General features: G+C 45.9%; 26 protein-coding genes. 21 read left to right on the forward strand and 5 right to left on the reverse strand.

The window, feature by feature from the left end:
- The first annotated feature begins 117 nt into the window (after positions 1-117).
- Positions 118-489 (forward strand): TnpV protein, encoded by a 372-nt coding sequence (locus ACXMYH_RS15405; RefSeq protein WP_055145291.1) that lies wholly within the window; start codon positions 118-120, stop codon positions 487-489.
- A gap of 60 nt (positions 490-549) precedes the next feature.
- On the opposite strand, the gene ACXMYH_RS15410 is transcribed toward ACXMYH_RS15405, so the two are convergent.
- Genes ACXMYH_RS15410 through ACXMYH_RS15420 form a run of 3 tightly spaced genes read right to left on the reverse strand, consistent with a single transcriptional unit; the run spans position 550 to position 3,762 of the window.
- Positions 550-1,917, reverse strand: coding sequence for an ATP-binding protein (locus tag ACXMYH_RS15410; RefSeq protein WP_055145294.1), 1,368 nt, complete (start codon positions 1,915-1,917; stop codon positions 550-552).
- Entirely contained in the window at positions 1,910-2,836 is a 927-nt protein-coding gene (locus ACXMYH_RS15415) for a hypothetical protein (protein ID WP_055145297.1), read from the reverse strand. The genes ACXMYH_RS15410 and ACXMYH_RS15415 overlap by 8 nt, the downstream gene beginning before the upstream one ends.
- A gap of 47 nt (positions 2,837-2,883) precedes the next feature.
- Positions 2,884-3,762 carry a hypothetical protein gene (locus ACXMYH_RS15420; RefSeq protein WP_055145300.1) on the reverse strand — a complete coding sequence of 293 codons (879 nt, stop codon included), beginning with the start codon at positions 3,760-3,762 and terminating at the stop codon, positions 2,884-2,886.
- Between the two features lie 250 nt (positions 3,763-4,012).
- On the opposite strand from ACXMYH_RS15420, the gene ACXMYH_RS15425 reads away from it, so the two are divergent.
- The 9 genes from ACXMYH_RS15425 (at position 4,013) to mobQ (ending at position 12,349) form a co-directional block, all read left to right on the forward strand.
- Positions 4,013-4,222 (forward strand): transposon-encoded TnpW family protein, encoded by a 210-nt coding sequence (locus ACXMYH_RS15425; protein ID WP_055145303.1) that lies wholly within the window; start codon positions 4,013-4,015, stop codon positions 4,220-4,222.
- Complete coding sequence (locus ACXMYH_RS15430) at positions 4,219-6,267, forward strand: recombinase family protein (protein ID WP_055145306.1); 2,049 nt, start codon at positions 4,219-4,221, stop codon at positions 6,265-6,267. Before ACXMYH_RS15425 ends, ACXMYH_RS15430 begins: the two co-directional genes overlap by 4 nt.
- A gap of 83 nt (positions 6,268-6,350) precedes the next feature.
- Positions 6,351-6,986: a CHC2 zinc finger domain-containing protein gene (locus ACXMYH_RS15435; protein ID WP_055145308.1), complete on the forward strand. Its 636-nt coding sequence runs from the start codon at positions 6,351-6,353 to the stop codon at positions 6,984-6,986.
- Positions 6,949-8,274, forward strand: a complete 1,326-nt coding sequence (locus tag ACXMYH_RS15440) for a DNA primase family protein (RefSeq protein ID WP_330375650.1) — start codon at positions 6,949-6,951, stop codon at positions 8,272-8,274. The genes ACXMYH_RS15435 and ACXMYH_RS15440 overlap by 38 nt, the downstream gene beginning before the upstream one ends.
- 283 nt (positions 8,275-8,557) lie before the next feature.
- On the forward strand, positions 8,558-9,487 hold the full coding sequence (locus ACXMYH_RS15445; protein ID WP_055145311.1) for a ParM/StbA family protein: 930 nt from the start codon (positions 8,558-8,560) through the stop codon (positions 9,485-9,487).
- Positions 9,484-9,858: a hypothetical protein gene (locus ACXMYH_RS15450; RefSeq protein WP_055145314.1), complete on the forward strand. Its 375-nt coding sequence runs from the start codon at positions 9,484-9,486 to the stop codon at positions 9,856-9,858. The genes ACXMYH_RS15445 and ACXMYH_RS15450 overlap by 4 nt, the downstream gene beginning before the upstream one ends.
- Before the next feature lie 203 nt (positions 9,859-10,061).
- Positions 10,062-10,250, forward strand: a complete 189-nt coding sequence (locus ACXMYH_RS15455) for a hypothetical protein (RefSeq protein WP_055145756.1) — start codon at positions 10,062-10,064, stop codon at positions 10,248-10,250.
- A 164-nt stretch (positions 10,251-10,414) separates the two neighbouring features.
- Complete coding sequence (locus ACXMYH_RS15460) at positions 10,415-10,645, forward strand: hypothetical protein (protein ID WP_055145317.1); 231 nt, start codon at positions 10,415-10,417, stop codon at positions 10,643-10,645.
- A gap of 6 nt (positions 10,646-10,651) precedes the next feature.
- On the forward strand, positions 10,652-12,349 hold the full coding sequence (gene mobQ, locus ACXMYH_RS15465; protein WP_055145320.1) for a MobQ family relaxase: 1,698 nt from the start codon (positions 10,652-10,654) through the stop codon (positions 12,347-12,349).
- Between the two features lie 133 nt (positions 12,350-12,482).
- On the opposite strand, the gene ACXMYH_RS15470 is transcribed toward mobQ, so the two are convergent.
- Both ACXMYH_RS15470 and ACXMYH_RS15475 read right to left on the reverse strand, forming a co-directional pair.
- Entirely contained in the window at positions 12,483-13,151 is a 669-nt protein-coding gene (locus tag ACXMYH_RS15470) for a hypothetical protein (RefSeq protein WP_055145323.1), read from the reverse strand.
- On the reverse strand, positions 13,148-13,708 hold the full coding sequence (locus tag ACXMYH_RS15475; RefSeq protein ID WP_055145326.1) for an RNA polymerase sigma factor: 561 nt from the start codon (positions 13,706-13,708) through the stop codon (positions 13,148-13,150). The genes ACXMYH_RS15470 and ACXMYH_RS15475 overlap by 4 nt, the downstream gene beginning before the upstream one ends.
- Before the next feature lie 401 nt (positions 13,709-14,109).
- Between ACXMYH_RS15475 and ACXMYH_RS15480 the strand changes: the two genes are divergently transcribed.
- From ACXMYH_RS15480 to ACXMYH_RS15530, 11 genes are all read left to right on the forward strand, one after another.
- The gene (locus ACXMYH_RS15480; protein ID WP_055145329.1) at positions 14,110-14,322 is read left to right on the forward strand and encodes a helix-turn-helix domain-containing protein; all 213 of its coding nucleotides are present in this window, start codon (positions 14,110-14,112) and stop codon (positions 14,320-14,322) included.
- Positions 14,319-14,987 (forward strand): response regulator transcription factor, encoded by a 669-nt coding sequence (locus ACXMYH_RS15485; RefSeq protein ID WP_055145332.1) that lies wholly within the window; start codon positions 14,319-14,321, stop codon positions 14,985-14,987. The genes ACXMYH_RS15480 and ACXMYH_RS15485 overlap by 4 nt, the downstream gene beginning before the upstream one ends.
- Position 14,988: 1 nt before the next feature.
- Entirely contained in the window at positions 14,989-15,996 is a 1,008-nt protein-coding gene (locus ACXMYH_RS15490; protein WP_055145335.1) for a sensor histidine kinase, read from the forward strand.
- Between the two features lie 100 nt (positions 15,997-16,096).
- Complete coding sequence (locus ACXMYH_RS15495; RefSeq protein WP_055145338.1) at positions 16,097-16,777, forward strand: ABC transporter ATP-binding protein; 681 nt, start codon at positions 16,097-16,099, stop codon at positions 16,775-16,777.
- Positions 16,777-19,281 carry an ABC transporter permease gene (locus tag ACXMYH_RS15500; protein WP_055145341.1) on the forward strand — a complete coding sequence of 835 codons (2,505 nt, stop codon included), beginning with the start codon at positions 16,777-16,779 and terminating at the stop codon, positions 19,279-19,281. The genes ACXMYH_RS15495 and ACXMYH_RS15500 overlap by 1 nt, the downstream gene beginning before the upstream one ends.
- 42 nt (positions 19,282-19,323) lie before the next feature.
- Positions 19,324-19,686 (forward strand): hypothetical protein, encoded by a 363-nt coding sequence (locus ACXMYH_RS15505; protein ID WP_055145343.1) that lies wholly within the window; start codon positions 19,324-19,326, stop codon positions 19,684-19,686.
- A gap of 123 nt (positions 19,687-19,809) precedes the next feature.
- Positions 19,810-21,612, forward strand: coding sequence for a DUF4368 domain-containing protein (locus ACXMYH_RS15510; protein WP_486555865.1), 1,803 nt, complete (start codon positions 19,810-19,812; stop codon positions 21,610-21,612).
- Positions 21,609-21,992: a TnpV protein gene (locus tag ACXMYH_RS15515; protein WP_158433341.1), complete on the forward strand. Its 384-nt coding sequence runs from the start codon at positions 21,609-21,611 to the stop codon at positions 21,990-21,992. Before ACXMYH_RS15510 ends, ACXMYH_RS15515 begins: the two co-directional genes overlap by 4 nt.
- Positions 21,993-22,001: 9 nt before the next feature.
- Complete coding sequence (locus tag ACXMYH_RS15520) at positions 22,002-22,181, forward strand: hypothetical protein (RefSeq protein ID WP_158433342.1); 180 nt, start codon at positions 22,002-22,004, stop codon at positions 22,179-22,181.
- A 15-nt stretch (positions 22,182-22,196) separates the two neighbouring features.
- On the forward strand, positions 22,197-22,484 hold the full coding sequence (locus ACXMYH_RS15525; protein WP_158433343.1) for a hypothetical protein: 288 nt from the start codon (positions 22,197-22,199) through the stop codon (positions 22,482-22,484).
- A gap of 29 nt (positions 22,485-22,513) precedes the next feature.
- Positions 22,514-22,816, forward strand: a complete 303-nt coding sequence (locus ACXMYH_RS15530; RefSeq protein ID WP_227392427.1) for a hypothetical protein — start codon at positions 22,514-22,516, stop codon at positions 22,814-22,816.
- Positions 22,817-23,215: the final 399 nt, after the last annotated feature.

A 23,215-nucleotide genomic window follows, 5' to 3' on the forward strand; every position in this document is an offset into this window, starting at 1 on the left:
ACCGCCTAATACTATTACATGACTGGCGGCTCATTTGTGGTGAATTGGTCTGGCAGTTGTGGGAAAGGAAAAAAATCCGCATAACTGCTGACATTTTAGCACGAAGGGAGCATGAAAATGAAGTCTATTTTTGAAGAAATGGGCGGCACATATACGAAGGTTGGCGATTACTATATCCCCGACCTTGCGCTGCCGGAGACCGAGGAATATCAGATCGGTAAGTATGGCCGTATGCGCCGCCGCTACTTGAAAGAGCATCGTCCCGTCCTTTATGCACACTACCTAACAAGCTGCACCCTGCATGAACATCTTGCAGAGATAGACAAATCCTGCAATCAGCGTATGGAGATCATGTGCGAAGCTATGGCACGACTGGAAGGTGTGACCGAGGCACTTAAAGCTACCGATCAAATGGAATGGGTACGGCGCATGAACAACATTCATAACCGTGCAGAGGAAATTGTTCTGACGGAGCTTGTATATTGCTAAACACATGTTAGCCCCGCATCAGCATGAATGAACGCTGGTGTGGGGCTAATTCTGTATCACTTAGCTCTTTATATTCCAGTAGCCTTTTCGGTCAGACCCGATGCGCTCGATGATTCCTTTTTCCTTCAGCTCCTTCAGACGCTGAGAAACTGTTTTTCTGCTGATAGATAGCTTATCTGCTATGGTGGTAGATGTGTATGCAGGATCTTCGGAAATCAGGGCCAGAATTTGCATGGATTTTTCATCCAAGGTTTCTGTTACCTTTTCTGTTACCTTTTCTGTTACCTTTTCTGTCACCTTGTAGGTGGCAGATCGAATAACCCGATCCTCTGACGCTGTAAACTGAATCATAATATCGCCGGGATGCACGGTGTACGCAGGAAGCGGGCTTCCATCTTCCTTGCAAGCCTGACAGATTTTCTCAATACCACGTCCCCAGCTCTCGATGAAGCCGGCCAAATAATACACATTCGCAATCGCCGTGTTGTAAGGGCGGGATGCGTGTTTGGACATCAGGCTGTCTGCCGTCCAGTTGTCTGGAAGCCTACCACAGTTAGCGATATACAGCTTATCCTCATACACGCTGATCTGAATCGGAACGCCGCTTTCATATTGCTTGTGGCATAGAGCGTTAAGAAGGGCTTCACGCAGGGCAGCGTCGGGAACAAAATAACGCTCAATGCGCTGCATCCCTTCGTAAGTGATTTTCGCTTTCATATATTTCAGATGGATGACTTCAATGATCTTGTCAATCTGTTCCAACAAGGAGCCGTGAATTTCATCCTGATAACGGAGATCGGCATCATTCTCGAAAAAGCCGATTTTTGTGTATGCGCCCAGCTGCCAGCGGTCAGGGTCTTTGCAGAACAGCAGCATCGCTGCGTTGGTATAATACCCGGCATTGGTCAGACGCAGCTTTTCCATTAAATCCGCTTTGTCCTCGTCTAAAACGCTTTGGTCGATCCGGCCCTTCTTGGCGGCAAGGGTCTTGAATCTCTTGACCAACTCATCATCAATATCATCCAACGTAAATCCCGGCAAGGGCATATTATCCCACGAAGCACCACGTTTGCGTAGAATGAAGCTCTCCAGTTCTGGGCCAGAAAGGGTCTGCATGGTGCTGCCGCTTCTATAATAATAGACACCTTTGCAGTTTATGGCAACGGGATATGGTGGAACAACGATTTCCAGATATTCTTTCCCGTCACGCTCCAGCTGATTGACATCCACCACGATGCTCATGGCATTTCGGATTTTGTTTGGAACATCCTCCAGCAGCTTGCGGATATTGGGCAGGCCGATAACTTTTCCATCATCGTCACAGCCAATATAAATCTTGCCGCCCTGTGCATTGGCGAAGCCGCAAATCCATTCCAGATAGTCATCCTTCCACTTAGCTTTCCATTCTATGTTCTGATTTTCAGGCATTATTATCACCATCCTCTGATTTATTCTTTCCCCGGCTCTTATAAACATTATACTGATTTTTACACCTTGCACTGCAAAAAGCGGAGTTAGCCCGGTTACTCAGGAACACTTTCTGACACTGCTTGCACATCCGCAACGGCTTTGTGCTGTCCACCAGCATGAAGCTGAACATCATCTGAATCCCCAACAGCAGGGAATGGAAATCCCAATAGATCGTTGGCCTATCCAACAGCTCTATATGATAGGTGGGTGCAATGCCGCCAAATGCAGCCATAGACTTACGCAGCATATTCCGGCTTTCTTCCTCCATGGAATCATAGTCATTATAATAGAAGAAAGAGGTCAGCATATTAAATGCCCAATCCTTGAGTTGCTGTGCCACCCAATCGTAAGGCTCTGCATACGCCCGCTGGAAGCTCATGGTCTTTGCCATCGGCTCGTCCATAAAGGTCATGGTCAGTGCAATCATTGCCCGGTCGCTGGACACATTCCAACTGGATTCCACACCGTTCTTGACCACATCCAGCTTATCAAAGGGGTAAAACAGGGACAGATACTTCTCCGTCTCCATCGTTTCTTCCTTGATAAAATGGTTCTTTGGCAGATATACCGCCTCATAATCCATAAAGGACGGCGTGGTGGGCAGGGCCGTCATCAGGCCCAGCAGCCCATAGTGGGTAATAAATTCCAAGATTGCCTTTTCTACCTCTGGCTCAGAGCTTTTCTTGCCGTTCATCATCAGCATCCCCACATTCAGAGCATCCAGCACAATGTCCGGGGCTTCCTTGAGTGGGTTATAGACATCCGGCCTGGCATCCTTTGCCGGGGTGATGTATTTCTTCCCGTCCTTGCCTGTTTTGATTTCATAGCGTTCATACCGCACCCAATGGGAACGGGATTGCTCAAAAAATGTATTCATAACGCAAATCCTTCCTTTCGGTCATCTGCTTATCAAATTCAATCAGATCATTCGCTGTCCTTGCTGCTGCCAAGGGCAGCTTTCTTTTTCCTCGGCTTTGATTTGTTCTCCCGGAGGATAACGGCGTCCTTGCCATAGGCTTTCAGCAAAAGCCCATATTCCTCTAAGAACTGCCGTTCCCGCAGCGTTAGGCTTCCACAGTCGTTCTGTTTTTCCAAAAGGTAATCATAAACCGCTCTTTGCAGCTTCTTGTGGATATTCTTTCGGAGCTTTCTAATGTTTCGGTCTGTCTGTCCCCGTATCATACCCACCTGTATGGTGCTGTACTGCCGGATGGACAGGTAATACAGCACTTCCTTCTGATCAATGGTAAGGCTGCGTATCAGCTCAGAAATAAATGAGCTTGCAACCAACTCATGCAGTTCATAGGGGCAAGAAAAAATGATATCCAGAAAATTGCCGCTGGCAAGCTGGCGGTATCGTGGCAGATTCAAATACAGCGGAATCATCTTCGGATTGGGAACTGCCATGTATTCTAACGGAACATCTCCCCGGAGATTTTCATGGTCACGCTCCCGTCGTTCCCGATTCCGATCCAACCTGTCCCATTCGCTGACAACGTATCGAAAGTCGTCCTCTGTTCTTGCAGCATCCTCCAGCCGTGCCAACGCCTCTGCCCGTATCTGGCGCTTTAAGCGTTTTTCGCTGACAGGAGCAGCTTCTTCCTCTTCGTCCTCCAGTTCTACGGTGTAGTCCCTTGGGTTTTCGTCCTGCTCCAGCTCTCTTTCCAGCTCTAAGGCTCGTTCTTCGGAGAGGATTTCCTCTAACTGCTCGTTTTGTATCGTCAGATCGGAGGCTTCATCCCATTCGGTTAGGTCATCACCGTCATCCGGGAACAGGAGAAATGTTCTATTTTCATCTGTCATGACCTCACCTCCGAAAATTTTTTGAATTTCTTTCAAAAACAGTTCCGATTTACACCCCGGATTTCTCCTATTAGTGAGAGGGTAATCTGATAAGCGGTTATTTAGGTTACTTTTTCAACCCGTATCAAGAGAAAGGAGGACGCAAGTTGCGGTAGCTTTATGAAACATGACACAAGATGCCACCGACTTACATCAGTCGGAACCACCATTAGTATATCAAACGAACATGAATTTTTCAAGGAGGAACGCTATGGATAAAAACAAACAGGCACAGTATATGATAAGACGTATTGGCGGCACCACCTACAAGGTGAGAGTCGCTTTCAGTGAAAGTGGGAAAGAGACAATGGAGGATAAAATTTTACGAATGATACGCAACGAAGTAGTTACAAACGACGGAACTTGTGATATAATTGGTGTACCACAAATGAGCCGTCAGTCTGAAAGGAGCGCATCATGAGCATCATTCAGACTGAGGACAAGATCACCGCCTTATACGAACGACTTTCCCGTGACGATGACCAGATTGGGGATAGCAACTCCATTGTGAATCAAAAGAAATACTTGGAGGGCTATTGCGCACAGCAGGGGTACACAAACTTTGCCCATTACACGGACGACGGATTCTCAGGCGGCACATTTGAAAGACCGGCATGGAAAAAGCTGGTGGCAGACATTGAAGCTGGCAAGGTGGCTCGTGTGATCGTAAAGGATATGTCCCGAATCGGACGTGACTACTTGCAGACCGGCTTTTACACGGAGGTTATGTTCCGTCAGCATGGCATTCATTTTATTGCCATCGCCAACAGCGTGGACAGCAACGACCAGAACAGCAATGAATTTGCTCCGTTCCTCAACATCATGAACGAGTGGTACTTGCGTGATCTGAGCCGCAAGCAGAAAACCGCTATCCGTGTGAAGGGGGAATCAGGCAAGCCTACCACCAACAGTGCCATCTACGGCTATAAGAAAGACCCGAACGACAAGCACCATTGGTTGATTGACGAGGAGGCCGCCGCCGTTGTGCGGCGCATCTTCCGTCTGACCATCGAGGGAAAAGGCCCCTATGACATTGCCAGAATCCTTTTTGAAGATAAGGTAGAAGCTCCGGCGGTCTATTTTGCAAGGAAAGGCATTGGCGTTTGGAAAAGTAAGACCGAGTTCGCATATCCTTATAACTGGAGCGGCTATATTGTGGGGCAGATATTGTCTAAGCCTGAGTATATGGGGCATACGGTCAATTTCCGTTCCCACAAGCTGTCATATAAGGACAAGACCTCTATTCCTAATCCCAAGGAGGACTGGCTGATCTTCGAGAACACCCATGAGGCCATTATCGAGCCGGAAACATGGGAGCTTGCTCAGCAACTGCGGAAAACGCCACGGCGTATTGATACCATAGGCGAAGCCAATCCCCTGACCGGGCTTTTATACTGTGCGGACTGCGGCGCAAAGATGTATAATCATCGTTCCAGAGGCGGTACAGAAGGCACTCCGTATCCGTCGGATTTCTTTGACTGCTCCTCTTATACACTGGCACATCAGAAGCATGGAAAGGACTGCTGCGGGCACTATATTACCACTAAGTCGCTGCGTATCCTTATTTTAGAGACAATCCGCACTGTCAGCCAGCTTGCCATAGCAGATCGGGAAAAATTCACCGAGAAGATACGAGCCGCTTCACAGGTCAGGCAGGTGGAGGCGGCCAAAGATGCCAAACGAAAGCTGAACAAAGACCGTAAGCGCCACAGTGAGCTGGATACGATCATTAAAAAGCTCTATGAATCCTTTGCCGTAGGCCGAATTTCTGAGGAACGCTTTGACAGCCTGCTTGCTGAGTACGAAGTCGAACAGAAAAACCTTTCCGCACAGATTGCAGAAACGGAGGAAAGCCTGACGAGCTATGAGGAAGATACTGCCCGTGTAGAGCAGTTCCTTGCTTTGGCAGAAAAGTACACCGATTTCTCCGAGCTGACTACACCGATGATCAATGAATTTATTGATAAAATCATCGTTCATGCCCCGGAGCGCATCGACGGGGACAGAACGCAGGAGGTAGAAATCTTCCTGAAATTCATCGGAAAGTTTGAACTTCCTGCCCCGGAGCTGACAGCAGAGGAAATCAAGCGGCAGGAGCAGCTACGCCAGCATCGCATCAAAAGCCGGGAGCGCTATCAGTTGATTAAGGCCGGGAAGCACACCGTTGGGCAGCCTTTTCAGCTAACCTGTAAGTGCTGCGGTCAGGGATTTGAATCCAAAAGCTCGGCTGCTATGTTCTGCGGACCGAATTGCCGGGCGAAGTTCTACCGGCAGGAAGCGGCAGAAAACAGGCGGCGTGACTGCACTTGTGAAAACTGCGGTAAGACCTTTTCCACCACAAGAAGCAATGTCAAGTATTGCAGTGATGAGTGCCGATATGAGGGGCATATCAAAGGCCAGCGGGTTCGCAATGCAGCGAACAGGAAGGAAAAACTGGCAGCGGAGACAGTTACCTCTCCGGCTTAATATTTCCAATAAAACAATAAATTTTGAGGAAGCGGTTTGCCTTATATCAGGGCAAGCCGCTTTTTCTACGCAAAGGAGGACACATGAATTTATTCGAAACCGTAAAAAACAACGTCAGCCTGCGGGAAGCGGCACAGGCGTATGGCCTTGAGGTCAACCGGCACGGCAAGGCGCTCTGCCCCTTTCACAATGACAGACACCCCAGCTTGTATGTGGCAAACGACCATTATTATTGCTTTACCTGCGGAGAGCATGGAGATGTCATTGACTTCACTGCAAGGTTGTTTGATCTCAAGCCCTACGACGCAGCCATGAAGCTGGTGATAGACTTTCATCTTGACCCGGACAAGCCGCCCAGCGCAGCGGCACTCAATGCAAAGCGTATCCGAACAGAAGCACAGAAGCTCAAAGAAAACGAGCGTCTGTGCTTTTCTGTTTTATCGGACTATTACCGTTGCTTGGAGGAATGGAAAGCATACTATGCGCCGCAAACGCCGGATGAGCCAGTCCATGATTTATTCGTGGAAGCCTGCCACAAGCTCAGTCAGATTGAATATGAACTGAACATTCTCACCTTTGGTGACAGCTATGAGCGTCGGGAAATTGTACAGGACTGGATGACGGATGGTGAAATCATAGCACTAAAGGAGCGTCTGGAACAACTGCGAAAGGAGGAAACCTATGGACGAATTGAATACCCCAATGGTTATGCCGCCTGAAGAAAGCATTCCCGATTGGTATGATGGAAAACGCATCAACGAAGTGCTGTTTTGTCAGCAGTTCTTAAAAAAGCATCCCATGAAATGTGTCAGAGGAAGGCTGTTCACAGTGGATGGACTGATTGAGGACGAGGCGCAAATCGGCAATCTCATTCTGGAGGAGATCTCCGGCTGTCTGACCTCCGGGCTTTCCAAGGTGGTGGCAAATCTGCTGGCCAGTATCAAGCTGCAAGCCTATTCGCCGCCCCTGCCCATCGAGACTGACCGTATCCATGTGGCAAACGGGACACTCTTTCTGGATGGGCGTTTCACCGAGGACAAAAGCTATTGCAACAACCGTCTGAGTGTGGCCTATCTCCCCGATGCACCGCCGCCTGTGCGCTGGCTGCAATTTTTATCCGAGCTGCTTGTCCCGGAGGACATTCCCACCTTGCAGGAGTATATGGGCTACTGCCTATTGCCTACCACAAAGGGGCAGAAAATGCTCCTGATGATTGGTAAGGGCGGCGAAGGAAAGAGTCGAATCGGACTTGTAATGCGCTCCATGCTGGGAGATAACATGAATACCACCAGCATCCAGAAGGTAGAGAACAACCGTTTCAGCCGTGCAGACCTGGAAAACAAGCTGCTGATGGTGGATGACGATATGGATATGAGTGCCCTGCCCAAGACCAACTATATCAAATCCATCGTGACCTCAGAGTGCAAGATGGATATGGAACGCAAGGGTGTTCAAAGCTATCAGAGCCAGCTTTATGTCCGCTTTCTTTGCTTCGGCAACGGCGCTTTAACCGCTTTGCACGACAAGTCAGACGGCTTCTTCCGCAGGCAGATCGTGTTGACCACCAAGGACAGGCCAGCAGGACGAGCCGATGATCCATTTCTGGTGGATAAGCTGACACAGGAGCGTGAGGGCATCTTTTTGTGGTGTCTGGAGGGTCTGCGGCGGTTGATTGGGAACGAGTATCAGTTCACCATCAGCGATAGAGCCAAAGAAAATATGGAGACAGTAAAGCGCAGCAGCAACAATGTGATCGAGTTTTTGCAATCCGAGGGCTATATCCGCTTTAAGGCCGACAGCGAAGCCAGCTCCAAGGCTATCTATGAAGCCTATCTCCGCTGGTGCGAGGACAACGCACAAAAGCCTATGTCAGCAAATCGTATCAGCTCAGAGCTGGCCCAGAATGAACGGCTTTATAATGTGGAGGCTACCAACAATGTGTACGCAGCCGGAAAGCGGGTGCGTGGATTTATCGGAGTGGAGGCGATGAACTTGCTTCCTTATTAAATATGAGAACTGGACTTCAAAACTGCCGTACATGCCGTACACGATGTACGGCAGTTCTCAACTCCGTTTTCAAAAAGCTATTTTACCGCAAAATCAGCGTTCTTTATGTGCAATGTGCTGCGATTACCGCATTTTCTTGCGGTATAAACAGCGATTTGACAAAGCAAACGCAAAATCCAAAGACCAATCGGTGTACAGCGGCGTACAGCACTGGCGTTTACCGTACAGAGCCGTACACAAACAATCTATTTTCAAGGCCGCACAGCGGCAGAAAGGACAAACTATGAACTATATGAACAATAACCCTATAATCATCGGCATCGACCACGGCTATGGGAATATCAAGACTGCACATTGCTGCTTTCCTACGGGCGTGATCATCTCTGACAAGGAGCCGACCTTCAAAAGCAATCTGCTTGTCTACAACGGCAGCTATTACACCGTGGGCGAAGGTCACAAGGAGTTTATCTCTGACAAAATGACAGACGGTGACTACTATATTCTGACCCTTGCTGCCATTGCAAGAGAGCTGAATATCCGCAAGCAGACCTCTGCCCGTGTGCATTTGGCGGCGGGGCTCCCTCTTACTTGGGTCAGCGAACAGAAGGATAGCTTCAAGGCGTACCTGTTGCAGAATGAAATGGCGGATTTCATTTTCCGTGGTGTCAGCTATCATGTGGAGTTTGCCGGAGCGGACATCTTCCCGCAGGGCTTCTCCGCTGTGGCGGACAGACTGCGGGGATTCAAGGGCATCAATATGCTTTGCGACATTGGCAACGGAACGATGAATGTCATGTATATCAACGAGCGCCGTCCGCTATCTCAGAAGTGCTTCACGGAGAAGTACGGGACAAACCAGTGCATGATTGCTGTCCGGGAAAATCTCATGCGGCAGTTTGGCGCATCGGTAGATGATACGATTCTGGAGCGTGTGATTCGCTTTGGGACGGCAGACATCAGCGAACGCTACCTAACTGCTATCCAGAACACAGCGAGGGATTACACCGCAGGCATCTTCCGCAGACTGCGTGAGCATGAGTATGACCCGGAACTGATGAGGCTCTATGTTGTCGGCGGTGGAAGCTGCATGGTGAAGAATTTCGGAGAATATGATGCCAGCCGGGTGATGATCAATGATGACATCTGCGCCACAGCCAAGGGCTATGAGCTGCTGTCTGCACAGAAAATGCAAAAGAAAGGCGATCTTGTATGAAGCAAATCTACACAACAACACTTCGGCTGAATCTGGAGAACGAAGCAGACCGCAGGGCGTGGGAGCATTTGCAGAGCCTTGACAGGCGAGAATATCGTTCAGTCAGCAAGGCAGTCGTTTCGGCGGTCAACGCTTACTTTGACCGTAGCAAGCAGCTTGCCGATGATCCCTATCTGGAAACACGGGAGAAGGAGGACGCTTTCCTCAGCCGGATCGAGGATACCATCTCACGCAGCTTGCAGAGCTGTACGCCGGTAAGCCTTGGCGGTATCCTACAGCTTATGCAGAGCGCACAGCCTGCCGCTGCTCTTGTTTCGGAGGAAACCGAGGAGGACATTTCAGCTGCGCTGGATTTTGCAGACGGCTTTTGAAATTACTTTTCTTGATTTTACTACTATGTTGGTGGCAATACAATCCGTCTTTGCTACCAAATTGGCAATTCTCAGAATGAGGAAAACAATTTACCATCAGTTCTGCAGGGAGTTGGTATCTGTGTGATACCAGTTCCCTGCTTTTTACTATCACGAAGCCGCCCAGCGGCAGAAAGGAGCCAGATATGGCAAATAAAAAGATCATGACCAAGGAAGAATTGCAGGCCAAGCACCGATTGGAGGAGGCACAAATGCGGGATCGGGCGAAAGAGCGAAAGGCCCGTACCAGACGCTTGATTCAGGAGGGCGCTGTTTTGGAGAAAGTATTTCCAGAGGCTCAGCAAATGGAGCTTGAAAAATTAGAGGACTTGTTATATGAGAAGCTACACTAATCTGCGAGGGGCGTTCCGGGCAACCGGGGCGTCCCTTCCTTTTTTATCCCGAAGGGCGCACTTACTCACCACCTGCGAAGCAGGCGGTGGTATCCCTTCCGTTGGTCGGGCTCGTGCGCTCTTCACGAACTGTCCATCGGACACTTCTCCAGAGAGGGCAGGAAATGCCGCAAGTCAGCATTCCCTGTGCAGTCGGCGCTTCTGCTGATGCAGAGATTGCTGCTTGTCGCACCAATCCGGCAGATACTCTGCCCGCCTCCTGCCTGCGAAAACCTGCCACCGGCAGCTTTATCGCAGATATGGGCAGCAATGCAGCCCATTTTCTCTTTGCAAAGAGAAACAGAAACCAAGGGGTGGCGTTTTACCACCCCCTCACAAAATACGAATCGAGGTGAACGCAAATGGCAATTTACCACTTGGAGGCAAAGGTGGTCAGCCGGGGAGCCGGACGCTCCGCCTGTGCAGCCTCCGCTTATCTCAGCTGCTCCCACATCCTCAATGACTATGACGGAGTACAGCACGATTACACCCGAAAGCAGGGGCTTGTGTGGCAGGAGGTATTCCTGCCGGACATGGCCCCACCCGCATGGCAAGACCGAGAGGTTCTCTGGAACGCCGTGGAGGAAAACGAGAAAACCAAGGACAGCCGCTTAGCCCGTGAGTTTGTGGTAGCCCTGCCCATAGAGTTGTCCCTAGAGCAATGGCAGACGCTGTTGACGGACTTCGTACAAAACCAATTTGTCGCAGACGGGATGTGCGCCGATCTGGCAATCCACGATCCTGATCCACCGGGTCATAATCCACATGCCCACATTCTCTTGACGGTGCGCCCGCTTGATGAAAGCGGCAAATGGCAATACAAAACGGAGAAGGAATATCTCTGCAGCCGTGACGGTGAGGAACGGGGCTTTACCGCTGCCGAGTTTAAGGCTGCACAGGCTGACGGATGGGAGAAACAGTACCAGTACAAGGTAGGCAGGAAGAAAGTGTATATGACACCATCCGCAGCTGAGGAACATGGATATGAGCGTGCCAGCAAGTATCCCAAAAGCACCAAATACGGGAGACAGAATCCCATTTCTGAACGCTGGAACAGCGAGGAACAGCTCCTTATCTGGCGCAAAGCATGGGCAGATGTGACAAACAAATATTTGGAGCGATACGGTCATGAGGAGCGCATCGACCACCGCAGCTTTGTCGAGCGAGGCATTGACGAGCAGCCCACCATCCACGAGGGCGTGATTGCCCGTGCTTTGGAACAGAAAGGTATCGTGTCCGACAGGTGCGAACTCAACCGTCAGATCAAGGCGGACAACAGGCTCCTGCGGGAACTGAAGGCGCAGTTCAAGAAAATTACGGAGGCGGTGAAGAACACGCTGCCCGCTATTGCAGAAGCGTTGGAAAAGCTGCGGGAAAATATGCTGATCTTCTGCTATCAGTTAGGGCATATCCGCAGCAGCAAGAAACAGATGACCGGTGCCTTGAATATTCTGAAGCCAAATCTGGCACAGTACCGCTCCCTTGTGCAGCAGATAAAGGAAACAACCAAAGAACGGAAGTCCCTACTGGCTGAAAAGAAATCCCTTCCTGCGATCCACTTTGTCAGGCACCGTGAGCTTGCCTCCAAAATAGCCGAGTTGACGGAAAAGTTAGAGGAGCTAAAAAGCGAAAAGGCTATGCTGCTTCATTCTCTGGAATACCCAGAGGACGCCACAAGCGATATCTTCCAGCGCCAGATTGACCGCTATGAAGATAATCTCAAACGGCTTGAGGCGCAGGAGAATAAGTATGCCGGAGAGCTGGAGGCTGCATTGTCTGAGTATGCCGAGCTGAAAGAGCAAGCTTCCGGCTTTGATTCCTTGCAGCTTTATCTGGAGCGGAAGGCACTTCGACCTGACAGAGAGAAAGCAGCAGCCCAACGCATTGAAGCGGCTTATGGCGACAAGTTCAGTTGGTGGTTGATGGAGAGTGGCCTACGGGATGTGTCTGGCTATCTTGACGAATATGCACAGGAAAAGACAATGGATCGAGAACTGCGGCAAAGGCGGCGATCGGAGCGGCTTGAGCGTAAGATGAAAAACAGAGATATGGAACGTTAAAAGTGCTGGAGGTTGAAACTTCAGGTGAAGTCTGTGACATAGGGGGATGGAGATAATCCCTATACGTCAAGCGTAAAATAAGCACCGGTATGGGTTTTCCATACCGGTGCTTGCAATATTTAATCGAATTCTATCACTTAAAATCAAAAGAGTTTTCCAACAACTTATCAAGTGCTGCCATCAGTTCCGCTCGAACAGCCTCTCTTTCACTTTCTCCGCCTGCATTTTCGATATAGATGGAATAGTTATCAAATGTGATATAGGCGTAATAGATCACAGTCTTAATTCCTTCGCTGTTTGCATTTGTAACGAAGTAGCCAGCTTTAACTGGCGTATCTCCAACCATAGATACATTTCCCTTGCCAATTACGGTAGTATCCATAAGATTGTTCCCAGACAGCGAAACAACAAATTTCATATCGCTGTAATGACCATCAAAGCCAACAAATGCTACATCGTCCAAGGTAAAGAGGGCATCTCCGGAAATCGGAAGATCACCGAAAATAGTCTGAACCTCATCTTTGGTCAATGCTCGTGCTTGCAAGTTCAAACTCAGAGCAGAGGCTACCGTATCTGCTTTAGTGAAAGATATGGTAGTTCCATCACCTAATGTAGCTGTTTCTGTACTTTTGCCGAATAATCCCATACTAAACACTCCCACCACGATTAGACAGAGACACGCAGCAATTGCCCCAAATTTCAGCCAAATGCTTTTTTGTTTCTTTGCCTGATAACTCGCCGTTTCTTCGATATGACGGCTACCAATGCCACCAACGGCGTCAGAGATGTTCTTTCGTGTCATAAATCATACCCCGCTTTCTGTAAATGATTTTTAAGTTTGCTTCTGATTCGGGAAAGGCGAACAGACACATTGTTATTTGTTGTACGAAGCCTCTTTGCAATTTCTGTAATGCTATCTGAGTACCAATACCTTGCTACAAACATAACCCTGCTTTCCTGATCCAAGCTGTCAAGGAAACGATCAATTTCCTGTGACAGCTCCTTTGCATCCACTTCCTGTTCAATAGTAGATGCAGAAGTTAGGCACTCTTCCAACTCATCAAGTGCAACATCATAGTAACTGTTTCGCTTTAGTGCAGTATTTGCGTGGTATTTTGCGGTAGCGATATTGCGGGTAATACGAAAAATATAGGTTCTGAGTGGGTCAGGTCTTTCTGGAGGAATTGCATTCCACGCAGCAAGGTATGTATCATTTACACATTCTTCTGCGTCGGGTTCGCATTTCAAAATGTTGTTTGCAATTCTTTTGCAAGTTGAACCGTATTTTGCAGCAAGTTCAGCTATTGCCTGCTCAGTACGAGCAAAGAACAGTTCAATGATCTTCACATCCTCTAACAAGGTATCCACCTCCTCACCTATGTACTATGGATCTGGCGGACAATCTTACAGAAGCGAGGGAAAATTTCACACCTTTATTATAGTACATTGCAATTCTATTTTCTATCGCCTCAGCAAAATCGTTTGGCACCAGTCGAGGTCGCTCGGCAGTCTGAAAATATGGTCCTTCGGTTTTGGTAGAGTTGCTCGCAGCAGAGGAGGCGTAACAAAAAATTAAAGGTAGCTGCCCGGACAGAATGGGTTGGGTGGAAAAATAAATAATATCCGAAACAGGATGACGGAAATTGTTAGCGCCGAGTTAATTCGTACACAGTTAGTGTTTAAGTGTTTACAAACAGCCCATTGATATTGTTCGTTTGTGCGTATATAATATATATAACTATTTGATGCGGAGGTAAACTATGTTTGAATACATGACAGTACAGGATGCGGCTAAACTTTGGGGAATATCGGTGCGTCGTGTTCAAAAGCTGTGTGAGGAGAATCGCATTGATGGAATTGTTCGGCTACCTCGTGCATGGCTAATTCCCCAAGATGCCCAAAAGCCGGCTGATGGAAGATATAAACAAAATAAAAATGAATTTATAGCTGACAACAAGGAGAACACACGATGAGTAAATTGTTATTAGTGGAGGATGACCAAAGTATCGTATCCTCATTATCAGACTATTTAGGAAATGAAGGGTTCAAAATCGAAAATGCTCCCGGTCAAAAAGAAGCAATAGAAAAATTGGATAGCGACCAATACGATATAGCCTTGGTGGACATTCAATTATCAAACGGAAATGGTTTTTCTGTTTGTTCTGCAATTAAAGAAAGAGGAACTATGCCAGTTATTTTCTTAACGGCTTCTGATGATGAATATAGTGTTGTGGCTGGGTTAGATATGGGGGCTGACGATTATATCAGCAAACCGTTCAGACCAAGAGAACTGCTTTCAAGGATCAACAGCGTATTAAGGAGAACTAAGAACACACAAAACATTATCAGTTACCTCGACTTAGTTGTGGACACAAATCAAGCAACCGTATCAAAGAATGGGAAAGAGATTTTGTTGTCTGCTATGGAATATAAGTTGCTGTTAGTCTTTTTGCGTAACAAAGGTATTGTCCTTTCTCGCAGAAGATTGTTGGAGCTTTTATGGGACACTACTGGGGAGTTTATCAATGATAATACATTGACTGTCTATATGAAAAGGCTACGTGACAAAATTGAAACCAATCCGCAGGAGCCGGAAATCATAATTACCGTTCGTGGGCTTGGCTATAAGGTGGGTTGATATGGACTTTATCAGAAATAAAGAAGTTAAAAGGCAAATTGTTGTCAGCAGTATTCTTATTCTATTTTGGGGCGGCATTGGCATTATCGTTGATAGCAAAGCTGTGTGGATTGTTCTGTCGGCTATCATTTCATCCAGTGCAGTTTCCCTCTTTTTCACATATCAGAGATACAAGAAAATTGCTGATTTTAGTTTGCATATTGATAGGCTGTTACATGGAGATGAAAAAATTTCTTTTGGGCAGTTTCAAGAAGGTGAGTTATCTGTTTTACATGATGAAATATCCAAGATGACAAGACGGCTTATTGAACAGGCAGAAGCTCTGAAAATGGAGAAAGGTAATTTGGCAAATGCTTTAGCCGATATTTCACATCAATTAAAAACACCTTTGACATCGCTGAATATCTTAAATGCTTCTCTGTGTAATGAGGAACTGACTGACGAAGAAAGGTATGAGCTGATCCGCGAACAGACTATGCTCTTATCAAGAATGGAGTGGCTGATAGCCACACTTCTGAAAATATCCAAGCTGGATGCAGGAACGATTACTCTAAAGCCACAGGCGGTATACTTAAAAGATGTGGTAGAAAAAGCAATTCGTCCTCTGGAGATTGCGGCAGAATTAAAAATGCAGACAATCACGCAAGTGATTCCGGCAGAATTAAAACTATCTCTTGATACTGATTGGACTGCTGAAGCCTTGGGGAATGTAATCAAAAACTGTATCGAACATTCACCAGAGGGCAGCACTATCGAAATCAAGGCAATAGAAAGACCTCTTTTGACACAGATCATTATAGAGGATAGCGGAACAGGTTTTCAGGAAAAAGACATCCCCCATTTATTTGACCGATTTTATCAAGGAAGTGGCTCTACAATCGGTAATGCCGGTTTGGGGTTGGCTCTGGCAAAGACGATCATTGTCAATCAGGGTGGTGTCATCCAAGCGAAAAATCGGGAGTCAGGCGGTGCAAAATTTGAAATCTGCTTTTATCGGGGGACTGCTTAATGCAGCCCCTTTTTAAGTGACATTTTTGTAATGAAAAAGTAATGAAGCAGTCACTTGGCTTTGCTATACTGAATTGCAAAAATATATGGAGGAACTTTTTATGGAGATATTAAGAGTAGAGAATATCTGCAAAACCTATGAAATGGACAATGCTCCTGTCCATGCTTTGTCAGATGTTTCTTTTTCCGTCGATAAAGGAGAGTTTGTTGCAATCATTGGAGCATCTGGGTCTGGCAAGTCTACCCTGTTGCACATTTTAGGTGGTGTTGACAGACCGACTTCGGGAAAAGTATTTGTGGATGGACAGGATGTTTATGAGCAAAATGAAGATGAATTGGCTGTATTCAGAAGAAGGCAGGTTGGGCTTGTCTATCAGTTTTATAATCTGATCCCGGTTTTGACTGTCGAGGAAAATATCACGCTGCCGATTCGATTGGATGGGCGTAAAATCAATCAGGAGCGTTTGAAAGAACTGCTATCCACACTCAAACTGGTAAAGCGTAGAAAGCACCTGCCAAGTCAGTTATCCGGCGGTCAACAACAAAGAGTGGCAATCGGACGAGCGTTGATTAACGCACCTGCGATTATCCTTGCGGATGAGCCAACGGGAAATCTGGACACGGAGAACACAAGGGATATTATGAAACTTCTGCGTGAATCCAATGAAGTCTATCGCCAGACAATGATCCTGATTACCCATGACCGTGAAATCGCAATGCAGGCAGACCGTATTCTGGAAATTCAGGATGGCAGACTTGTGAGGGATGAGGTGATACGCTGATGAATATGATTTTCATGCTTACACTCAGGAATCTGTTGTCGAATAAAAAGCGTACCCTACTCACACTTTTAACCATTCTTTTGTCAATCAGTATGATAACCGCTATTCTCTGTGGGGGATGGTCGTTGGTTGATTTTTTGAAAGAGAAAGAAAAAGTGTATGGTGGCGATTATGACTACTACATGGAGGATTTGACTTGGGAGCAGGTTCAAGAGCTATATAGTCAAAACAATGTAGGCGAAGTTTCGCTTCTCCGCTTTGCCGGAAACAGTTTTTACGGGGAGAAATCCAACAGTACAATGCTCTCCGTTGGCGAGATTGACGAGAACTTTACCCAAAGATTTTCGTTAAATCAGTATTTGCTTGCAGGGCGTTTCCCGCAAGATGAAAATGAGATTGTTATTTCAGAATCTTTTTTGAAGAAAAACAACATGAATACAGAGATTGGAGATACGATTTCTTTAACTCTTGGTTCAAGAATTTGGGATGAATATAATGCCCAGCTTTCCGGGCTGACAAATTATAGGGGCGAAGAAGAAAGCTTCGTTCCAACAAAAGAGAAAGCGTATGTAGTTGTTGGTATTCTGTCAGATGTGAATGACTCAAAAATCGCAGCAAACTATAATGCCTTTGCAGGTGTTGACAAAACGGCATCCGATTTTGCTGCGTATGTCAAGGCAAAGAATTTATCCAATTCGATCTATACAGAAGCCGAAGAAGTGGCTGCGGCAGTAGACAGTCATGTAGCAAAGTTTCATTCGGAATTGTTAGTCTATCATGGAATTACCGGGGGTAAAGGAGCTGCAAAACTGATTGCTTTGGTGGTCATGGTCGTTTGTCTTTTGATGGCTGCATCTGCTTCAATGATCAGCAACGCCCTCTCCATTTCCTTACAGGAACGAATTAAGCAGATGGGAATGCTATCCAGTATTGGAGCCACAAAAGGGCAAAAACGCCTTAGCGTATATTTAGAAGCCTTCCTTTTGGGAGTGGTGAGCATACCCTTTGGATTGGTTGTTGGTATCCTGCTATCTGCTCTGTTATTAAGTGTGGTCAGGGCAGCTTTTGGAGAAACATTCACTTTTGGCATCGTAGAACTGTCCTTGAAGGTAAACGGATTGATCCTGCTCGTCAGCGGATTATCCGGCATTGCTTCTTTGTACTTCGGAAGTAGAAAGCCTGTGAAGCAAGCAGCTAAAATTACAGTTATTGAAGCGATCCGCCAGTCTAACAATGCGGTATCAAGAAAGAAATTCCGTGACGGAAAAATCGTTTCTTTGGTTTTTGGCATTTATGGTTCGTTAGCAGCAAAAAATATTAAGCGTAATCCAAAACGCTTCCGAGCGATTACCGGCTCTATTTTCTTGTCGGTGGTAATTGCCCTTTCCTTATATAGTTTCTCTGATTTTATGCTTTATCAGACATCCTTGGATATGAAGGAGGACGGTTCCTGTTATACTGATGTGATTTCGATGATTCAATACAAAGATATTCCTGTCGCAATCGGGGCATTATCGGATGAAAATATCACTGCGGATGTTTCCTATTCTTTTCAGCGATATATGACCGCTGAATTTTCGCAGGAACAAATCAATCCTGATATGCAAGGATATTTTATCAATGGTACGAAAGCAGAGGTATATGTCGTAGGATTGGACGAAGAACATTTTGTCTCTTTTTGCGATGAAAATGGATTCAGTCTGGATGTGACAAATTTCAATCATGGAATTTTGCTCAATCAGACTATGGGATACTATAATTCGGCACAAAATCGGGTAATTGCAGGCTCACCGTTTCTTATTGAACCGGGAACAGAAATCATTCCGCTGGGGGCATCCGAGGATGCCTTGCCGATTATCGTGGAAGAAATCGTTTCAGAAGAAAATGCAAATATCCAATCCATGTTTGTGAGAGATCGAGCTGTCCTCATCGTGCCTTTAAGTTATTTTAACTTGCTGATAGATGATAACGCCTATGTGGAAATGAGAATACAGACAGCACAGCATAAAGAAGCAATGGAATGTCTGGCTGACAGAGGATTTCCGCAAACTGTGGACATTGCAGCCGCAACGAATAATTCCAGACAGGTATATACGATTGCAAAACTGGTAATCTGCCTGTTCTCGATCCTGATGACGGTTATTATCAGCTTGAATGTTTGTAACACTATCTCGAATACGATTCATTTGAGAAGAAGCGAATTTGCTGTTCTGCGTTCTGTTGGTATGACTGCCAAAGGATTAAAATGTACGCTATTGCTCGAAGCTGTTTTGTACGGCGTAAAAGCATTGGTTCTTGCGTTGCCTGTGAGCTTTTTGATTCATTGTGCTATCTACTACTTCATATCGTCGGGTATGACACCATTTGCTTTTTATATGAACGGCGGTATTTATGCTCTTGCAGTTATGGCTGTCGGCGCTATGGTATGTATCGCTATGCTGTTTGCTGTTAGAAGCGTATCAAAGGTGGAAATTGTAGAGGAACTGAAATTGAGCAATATGTAATCATTCAATCTAACAAAGCAACTGAAACAGAGGTAATAGAAATTGCGTAAAAAGAAACTGGTAAAGAGAGTTGCAGGCATTGCTTTGACTGTTGGTGCAGTTATACTTGCCATTGTATGTGTTGGTAAAGTAAATCGCATTCAGAACGAAAAAGATATTATTGGCACATGGAAGGATGCAAATGCTGAGGAGATATTTACCTTTCAAGAAAACGGGGAACTTGCTGTGAGTAAAGATATGCCCGATTCGGGTCTATCCTGCGGTGACGCATATTATAGTTTTTCTTACTCGGATATAATCTGTGTTACACAGGGAAATAGTAGTGTAGAATTTGAGATAGAAGTAGATCAAAACGAATTGAAAATCTTCTTCATGGGACAAGAATATCTGGAATTGGAAAAGTAATGATTACAAATAAAAGAAAACCATTGAGCCGATAATTCGCATCCTTTGCGGACTAACGGCTCTGCATATATTTTGAACGCTATTTTCAGAAACATTGTGTTTTGCAGAAAAGCCCCTTGACAAATTCCATCTCAGAAGAAACTGCTGGAACAATATGCAAAAGAACATGGATTTACCAATCTTGTTCATTTTACTGATGATGGTATCTCCGGTACAAGATTTGATCGCCCAGGCTTTCTTGCCATGATGAAAGAAGTAGAGTCGGGGAAAGTCGGAACGATTCTGATTAAAGATATGAGCCGAATGGGAAGAGATTATCTGAAAGTCGGACAATATATGGAATTGCTGCGACAGAAGAATGTCCGCCTGATTGCAGTCAACGAGAATGTAGACAGCTTCCGGGAGGACGATGATTTTACTCCATTCCGAAATATCATGAATGAATGGTATGCAAGGGATACCAGTAAAAAGATAAAATCAACTTTCAAGGCGAAAGGAAAATCCGGCAAGCATGTGGCAAGTACAACACCGTATGGATATCTGAAAGACAAGGATGATCCGAATGTATGGATTGTTGATGAAGAAGCAGCTGTAGTTGTACGGAGAATCTTTCACATGACAATGGACGGGTACGGACCATATCAGATTGCCAAGGCACTGAAAGAGGATAAGGTTGAGATACCAGCGGTTCATATGGCAAAGAAAGATGCCGGATTATGGAAAGGCAGAGTAGAAGAAATCAAAGATCCTTATGGCTGGGGCTCTTCTACTGTTGCAGGTATTCTGAAGAAAAGAGAGTATCTTGGTCATACAGTGAACTTCAAGACCAGAAAACATTTCAAGGATAAGAAAAGCCATTATGTATCTGAGGATAACTGGACGGTGTTTGAGAACACGCAGGAAGCAATCATAGATCAGGAAACTTTTGACAATGTGCAGAGAATCCGAAGCAATGTGAGAAGGTACCCAGATGGATGGGGAGAAGCCCACCCCTTGACAGGTCTGATGTATTGTGCAGACTGTGGTTCCAAAATGTATGTACATCGAGTAAATAATGGCAAGCGAGTACCACAATATACCTGTTCTGCATATTCTAAAGTTCCGGTTGGAACACTCTGCCAGACACAGCACAGAATTAATGCAGATGTGGTTATGGAGCTGATTAAGGAACTGTTAAAGGCTGTTGCAGAGTATTCACAGCTGAACCGTGAAGAATTTTTGGAAACAGTAAAAAAGGCACAGACTTCACAGCAGTCCAGTGAGATCACAAGATTGAAAAGCAGATTGGCAGAAGCAAAAAAACGTGTGCAGGAACTGGAAAAACTGATCTGCAGAATTTATGAGGACAATATTCTTGGCAAGCTGCCAGATGAACGCTATGCGATTCTTGACGGACAGTATTCTAAAGAACAGAAAGATTTGTCGGCAGAAATTGCAGATATGGAAGCTGAATTATCAGGCTATGAAGAAGGCCGCAGATCAGCGGAGAAGTTTATTGCTCTGGTTGATAAATACCAAAATTTTGAGGAATTGACCACTTACATGCTGAATGAATTTGTAGAAAAGATTGTGGTTCATGAGCGTGACCGAAAAGGAAGCATTGAGACAACTCAGGAAGTGGAAATCTATTTTAACTTCATTGGGAAATATTTACCTCCACATTTCGGTGAGGTGGAAATGACACCAGAGGAAATTGAAGAAATGAAGAAGCGGGAAGCCAGAAAAGACAGGCTTCATCAGAATTACTTGAAAAGGAAAGCAAATGGCAAGCAGCAAGAATACTATGAACGGACAAAGGCAAAAAAGAAAGCTGAGATGGATGCAAAAAAAGAGGAAATCCGTCAGGAAGATATTGCAAAGGGTGTGTTCGTGCCGGTATCACTGCTTCCACCAGCAGAACCGAAGAAAGGAGTTGCATCAGCATGAGCGAATTAGAAAGAATCATTCACGATAACAGTAATGGTCTGGATTATATCCTTGTCGGGGAAATCTATCTGCCACTGATCGCAGTACCCGAAGAGAAAAGAGAGATTGGTTTTTATGGAAGTCTTCACAGAAACTATCTGAAAGATTACAAGAGTGGCTTGTATTCCTATCTGACATTGAGTGGTAAGCTCTGGACGTATCTCGCAGATCTGAATGAGCAGTGTTTGGAACGCAGGGATTTCCTCATGGAACAGATTATGGAGCAGGAAGGCATTACGAAAGAATTGAAAAGCAGAGATCAGATGGAATGGGTTCGCCGGGCAAACAATGCAAGAAGCCGGGTAGATGAAATTATTTTAAATGAACTGGTGTATGTGTAGGAGGGACTTATGAGATACCGGATTGAATACGCAGACGGAAGATGTTGTAATTTTGCAAACAGCAGAAAAGATTTACTGGACTGGCTGAAACTTTTGAAAGATGAAAAAATCGTTGATATCCGAAAGATTTACAAAAGCGGTGTGACAGATTCTGTGATAGACAGCTATCGTAGTTATCTGAAACAGTGAAAGGGGTGGACAGTCATGGTTGTTGTAAGAATTATTGTGAAAATCGTATTACTGCCAGTGCGTATATGCCTGACAATGATACAACTGGTGGTTATGTTCTTCACATGGCTGTCGGCAACGGTATTTCATATCCTGTCGGGGATCATCTGCATTACAGCAGTTTTAGGGTATGGATTCGGACAGGAGACAGGCACAGAAGCGGTCAGGATGCTTGTGGCAGGTTTTATACTTTATATCCTGCCTGTGCTTTCTGGCTGGGCAGTGGTGTGGCTGGAAACATTCAAAATCAGATTGATGGAGTAGACCACTGGAGAAAGGAATAGGATTCTTAAATGAAGATTACAAAAGAGATTGAAGAATTTATCAACCTGACCATAACGGAACATATGGGAAAAGAGTATGCAGACTGGAAACTGAGCCAGCTGTCTGTGACAGAACCAGATGAAGTTGAGGAAGAATATAAAAAAGTGATCGCAACACTTCCACAGGAACAGGAAGAGACCATTACAAAATATTGCGACCAGATATTTAACAGTGGAGCAGAGACAGAAGAATTTTTCTACCGGTTGGGACTGAGGGACGGAATGAAACTTAGGAAGACTGTTAAAATGGTTCTGAAGCAATTATCAGAATGATACATACAGGAATTATCTGAAAAGTGAATGAGTAAAGGAAAGGGCATTAACCGTAAAAAGTTAGTGCCCTTTGTTTTACCCATTTTTATATTTTCACAAAATCCGATGCAGAGGATTTTTGAAAAACAGACGGAACGGAGATCATGCTGAAGGGACAGCGGCAGGAGTTACGTTTTGTCTGCTGGGAGTACAGAGGGCTGGAAGTCCTTTGTGCCCAGATTGCAAAGAGCGGCAGCATCTTGCTGGGGTTAAGGGGCAAAGCCCTTAGCAGGTTAAGGGCGGCAGCCATTGCCCAGTGATATGGCGTTTCGCCATATGGTACTGGGTACTGTCTGTAACGGGGACAGAGACTTTTGGCAGCTTCGCTGCAATCCCCTCCGGGGAAACAACTTGAAAAAA

Source organism: Pilosibacter sp. NGB245 (assembly GCF_057397225.1).